Origin of the sequence: Phocaeicola sp. RTP21198st1_B8_RTP21198_201120, assembly GCF_040929485.1 — a bacterium.
GTDB lineage: Bacteria > Bacteroidota > Bacteroidia > Bacteroidales > Bacteroidaceae > Phocaeicola > Phocaeicola dorei.
Window position 1 is genome coordinate 1 of the sequence record NZ_JBCOCI010000366.1, and the last position, 1,345, is coordinate 1,345.

1 protein-coding gene is annotated in these 1,345 nt (G+C 40.3%); it reads right to left on the reverse strand.

Translation table 11 applies throughout. From position 1 onward, the window contains the following. Positions 1–1,345: DUF2339 domain-containing protein (locus tag AB5935_RS26365; RefSeq protein ID WP_368327913.1), on the reverse strand; the 1,345-nt coding region annotated here is incomplete at both ends.

The window sequence follows — 1,345 nt, forward strand, 5'->3', positions numbered from 1 at the left end:
ATAGTGAAACGACTCTTGATGCCGATTAATAGATAGTATTGGCGTGCCACATAGCATATATTCGCTATTACAAATGCTGCCGTGAACCATCGTAGTACAACAGGCACAAAAGCCATGTTCTCCCATTGATCTCCCCATATATTTATGATATATACAAGCGTATTTATCCCAATAGCTAACATATAGAAAGTCAGACATTGGGTGATCGGGAATCGTTTTCTAAAAGCATAACAAACACTCGAAATGGCAATGGCAGTAAACAAGAACATTGCTCCGCTCCTCGTAGCTCCCTCAAAATGCAGGTGAAACTCCATCATAAATGTATAATAAAGTATGGCTACAGAGACAAAAAGCATGAAAGGATTCCAGAAACCATATTTCAGTTGACGGGCTGTAGAGAAGAATGGTCTATAATACCCCATCAACAGAGCAAATGCTCCCATAGCCAGCCCTACAAACAAAGAGGTGGCAAATGAACTGTTCAGGAAAATAGTGCTGACAGCATGATGCTCATGCATTACTACATTATATATATCCATCAGGTAAGAAATAAAGGTGAGTCCCACCAGTATCTTTGCCGCATATTCATATACCCGGATTCTCGACTTGATATAAAGCCATAATAATAACACCATTTCTGACGCCCAAACTAATGTTATATAGTTTCCATCCAACTGAATCGGAACGGTAATAGAGACAAATGTCAACACAAGCCCCAGAGTGGTATACACCAGGAATTTATAGTCTTTCCGGCTCTTCCATAACCAAAGCACCAGTCCTAAATTAACAAGAGCAATGAACAGGCTCAACAAACCGCTTGCTTTGAAAGACCATCCCATATTCCGCAAGAACAAAGCTCCCGAAAGCAGATAAATAAAGTTATTCGTTATAATGACGAATACCAGCCCCCGACTCATTGTTCGCATATCTTCCCCACGAAGAATAGAGAACACCGGAAGTAGAAAGATAAAATAAAACAGAGTGGTAAACAAAAACAAGTGCCCCGAAATAACTGTAGAACTGGAGGTATAGCTAAATAAAAGAAAGATTCCCATTATCAGCCAGGTAAAGACAAATGAGATCATCGGAAGCTCACCCCACTTCTTATAAATGGAAAGTCCGAACATACCGAGATTCAGGATACTTACATAAGTGAACAGTACCAGATAACTTCCCTCTCCACTGCTTACGATGAAAGGTGCAAGAAATCCTCCGACAAGTGAAATGATGGCCAGTTCGCGCCGATTGTATACCACAGACAAAACAGACATAAATACAGTGACGCCTATCAGAATGATAAACGCCATAGTCTGCGAGAAGATATGATAATAATGGAATGCAATGG